This is a genomic window from Kitasatospora sp. Root107 (genome assembly GCF_001424875.1).
Taxonomy (GTDB): domain Bacteria; phylum Actinomycetota; class Actinomycetes; order Streptomycetales; family Streptomycetaceae; genus Kitasatospora.
In genome coordinates this window covers 1-2,789 of the sequence record NZ_LMCT01000064.1, presented here as the reverse complement: position 1 = coordinate 2,789, position 2,789 = coordinate 1, and the positions used below count along the sequence as shown (strand labels likewise).

Annotated in this window: 5 protein-coding genes; 2 read left to right on the top strand and 3 right to left on the bottom strand. The window is 71.5% G+C overall.

What is annotated here, in order from left to right; all coding sequences use genetic code 11:
* The first annotated feature begins 131 nt into the window (after window positions 1–131).
* The gene (locus ASC99_RS31245; protein WP_057238407.1) at window positions 132–422 is read left to right on the top strand and encodes a hypothetical protein; all 291 of its coding nucleotides are present in this window, start codon (window positions 132–134) and stop codon (window positions 420–422) included.
* A gap of 7 nt (window positions 423–429) precedes the next feature.
* Here ASC99_RS31245 and ASC99_RS31240 read toward each other — a convergent pair whose 3' ends face one another.
* Window positions 430–951: a hypothetical protein gene (locus ASC99_RS31240; RefSeq protein ID WP_057238405.1), complete on the bottom strand. Its 522-nt coding sequence runs from the start codon at window positions 949–951 to the stop codon at window positions 430–432.
* 74 nt (window positions 952–1,025) lie between these two features.
* Window positions 1,026–1,619 carry a TetR/AcrR family transcriptional regulator gene (locus ASC99_RS31235; RefSeq protein WP_057238403.1) on the bottom strand — a complete coding sequence of 198 codons (594 nt, stop codon included), beginning with the start codon at window positions 1,617–1,619 and terminating at the stop codon, window positions 1,026–1,028.
* Between the two features lie 72 nt (window positions 1,620–1,691).
* Between ASC99_RS31235 and ASC99_RS31230 the strand changes: the two genes are divergently transcribed.
* The gene (locus ASC99_RS31230; RefSeq protein ID WP_057238401.1) at window positions 1,692–2,441 is read left to right on the top strand and encodes an MBL fold metallo-hydrolase; all 750 of its coding nucleotides are present in this window, start codon (window positions 1,692–1,694) and stop codon (window positions 2,439–2,441) included.
* A gap of 25 nt (window positions 2,442–2,466) precedes the next feature.
* Here the strand turns inward: ASC99_RS31230 and ASC99_RS31225 are convergent, their stop codons facing one another.
* Window positions 2,467–2,661 carry a hypothetical protein gene (locus tag ASC99_RS31225; RefSeq protein ID WP_235502855.1) on the bottom strand — a complete coding sequence of 65 codons (195 nt, stop codon included), beginning with the start codon at window positions 2,659–2,661 and terminating at the stop codon, window positions 2,467–2,469.
* Between the last annotated feature and the right edge of the window lie 128 nt (window positions 2,662–2,789).

Here is a 2,789-nt window from a genome sequence, read left to right as displayed (position 1 = left end):
ACGCCTGCAGCACCGCCCCGAAACCCTCAACGGCTTCACAGCCGGCACCGGCCTGACCCTCGACACCCCAGCATCCCCCTGACAAGCCGAAGTCAGTAGCCGCTGTGGGACGATGTCGGTACGGTCGGCGGATGATCAATCTGGCGGTGAGGGACGACAGTGGGCATGCCGTGGCCCGTGCCAGGGCCGGGGTGCAGTGGAGTGCCGCCTTCGCGCGGCTGGACCCGGCCGAGTTCCCGATGCTCCACGCCCTGGTCCCGGACGGGGACGCGATGTTCAACGGTCGGCAGGTACCCCTGCTGCTGGCGGAACTCGACCGGCTGCCGGCCGCCTGTGAAGGCGATTGGGTCGCGGAGGCCCGTGAGTTGTGCGACGTCGTCGAGCGCGGGATGCACCTGTATCTGTGGTTCCTGGGAGACTGACCCCAGGTCAGCCGGCCGGGGGCGGGATACGGACCAGGAGTTCCCGGGCGACCCCGGTCAGGTGCGCGGTGACCTCGTCCGGGGACGGCCGGTGGCCGCCGCGTTCCCAGTACTCCGTCACCGCGTGGACGGCGGGCTCCAGTTCCTCGCACCAGCCGTAGACCTCGGCGACCTCGTGGACGATCATGCTGACGCCCTCGGCGGGGTCGAGCCATCCGCCGACGATCTCGGCGGCCCACCAGCGGGCGAGCGCGAGCCGGCCCGCCCAGTAGTCGTCGGGCGGGTGGAAGCCGAAGCCGAGCTCGTCGATCACCTGGCCGAACAGGGCCGGTGCCTGGTCGTGCTCGCCGCTCATCAGGCAGGCGAGCAGCCACAGTGACGGTGTGTCGGCGCCGGCGGTGAGAGCGCGGAGTGCGGCGTCGACGAGAGTCGCCGGCTCGGCGCGTCGCCCGTCGACCCAGGTGTGGGCGAACTCCCGCAGCTCCCGCACGGCCTCGGCCTGCGTCGCGGGGGCTTCTTCGGTCGACATGGCGGCATCCTGCCACGCGCGGGGAGCGGTCGGGAAACGGATTTCGCACGGCCGGGGCGGGGGCGTTGGTTCGGTCAGGCGGTCGCCAGCGGGGTGTGGGCGGCGAGGAGGGTGTCGACCAGGCCGTCGAGGTCCGGCCAGGGGAAGCTCGGCCGGTCGCGGCGCAGGACGGTCAGCCCGTGCAGGGCGGCCCAGAGGCAGAGCGTGGTGGCGGAGATGCCCGGGGCGGTGTCGGCGGTGCACGCCCGGACTGCGGCGTCCAGTACTTCGAGGGCGGGGAGGCCAGCCATCTCGTCCGGCTCCCAGCCGGGCGATCCCGCTGTGCCGAACAACACCTGGTAGTGGCCCGGGTGTTGCTGCGCATAGCCGCAGTACGCCAGGCAGATCGCGCGCAGCCGGCGGTGGGTGTCGGAGCCGGTGGCGGCGGTGAGCGTGTCGAGCAGTTCGCCGAACCGCGCCTCGTACACCGCGACGAGCAGGGCCTTCCGGTCGGCGAAGTGCAGGTAGACGCTCTGCGGGGCGACGCCGGCCAGCCGGGTCACCGCGCGCAGGGAGAGGGTCTGTTCGCCACCGCCCTCCTCCAGCAGGCGACTTGCGGCCTCGATCAGGTCGCCGCGCAGGCGGCCGCCCTCGCCGCGTGGGTTGGGGCGTCGTCGTTCGGTGCTCATGTTGACAAGCATAGTGGACAGGTGTCTACTCATGGCCGTCAGTAGACAGCTGTCTTTCTACTTGGGGGAACAGTGGCCACCACCGTGCAACGCGTCGTGCACGCCAGCGTCCTGATCGACTTCGGCGGCGCCAGGATCCTCACCGATCCCTGGCTGTCCGAGCGCAGGGGATACCAGCAGGGCGAACCCCGCTCCGTCCGCTCGGCGGCCGAACTGCCGCCGCTGGCCGGGATCGTCATCAGCCACGGTCACTACGACCACTGTGATCTGGACGCCCTGGCCGGCTACCCCGACAAGACCGTGCCGTTCGCCGTGGTCCGGGGTCTGGCCGGACGCGTCCGTGCGGCTGGCTTCACCGACGTCACGGAGCTCGACCCCTGGCAGAGCACCCGGCTGGGGCCCGTGAAGGTCACCGCCACTCCTGCTCAGCACGGCGTCCCGGAAGTCACCTTCGTCCTGCAGCACGACGGGAGTTCGGTGTTCTTCGGGGCGGACACCCTGCGCATCCCCGCCCTCGACGAGGTCGCCCGGCGGTTTCCCGGCCTCGACCTGGCCCTGCTGCCCGTCAACGGTCTGCGGATCCGGCCTGCCTTCAACCGGCAGGTGGTGATGGACGCGGCCCAGGCCGCCGAACTGACCCGCGCGCTGCGCCCCCGGCTGGCCGTGCCGATCCACTACGCCTTCACGGCGGGGCGACTGCGCGAGGCGACCGTCCTCAAGCTGGTCCGCAACCGCCCCGACCTCTACCGGGACGCCGCCGCCGACCTGGCACCCGACACCGGGGTCCACATCCTGGTACCCGGCGAGGCGCTGTCCCTCTGACCGGAGGCCCCGTCGGCCGGGCCGCTTACGACCCGTCAGGGGTCACGAGACGCTGCCGGGCGGCTTCCAGCCGCTCCGCGTAGTCGGGAGCGAAGATCCCGACCAGCGACGTGTCGAGCGTCCCGGAGATCCGGTGCAGGGCGGACCACACCGCCCGGTCCCCGACGAGCGCGTCGAAGGCTGCGGAGCCCTCCATACGGTCCAGCCAGTCGGACAGCACGAACGCCTCGTCGCCGGAGAGCGTGATAGTTACTGACTTCGGCTTGTCAGGGGGATGCTGGGGTGTCGAGGGTCAGGCCGGTGCCGGCTGTGAAGCCGTTGAGGGTTTCGGGGCGGTGCTGCAGGCGT

What these genes read in the sequence shown, in the direction of transcription:
- ASC99_RS31245 (WP_057238407.1), top strand. Translation starts at nt 132, where the DNA reads ATGATCAATCTGGCGGTGAGGGACGACAGTGGGCATGCCGTGGCCCGT.
- ASC99_RS31240 (WP_057238405.1), bottom strand. Translation starts at nt 951, where the DNA reads ATGTCGACCGAAGAAGCCCCCGCGACGCAGGCCGAGGCCGTGCGGGAG.
- ASC99_RS31235 (WP_057238403.1), bottom strand. Translation starts at nt 1,619, where the DNA reads ATGAGCACCGAACGACGACGCCCCAACCCACGCGGCGAGGGCGGCCGC.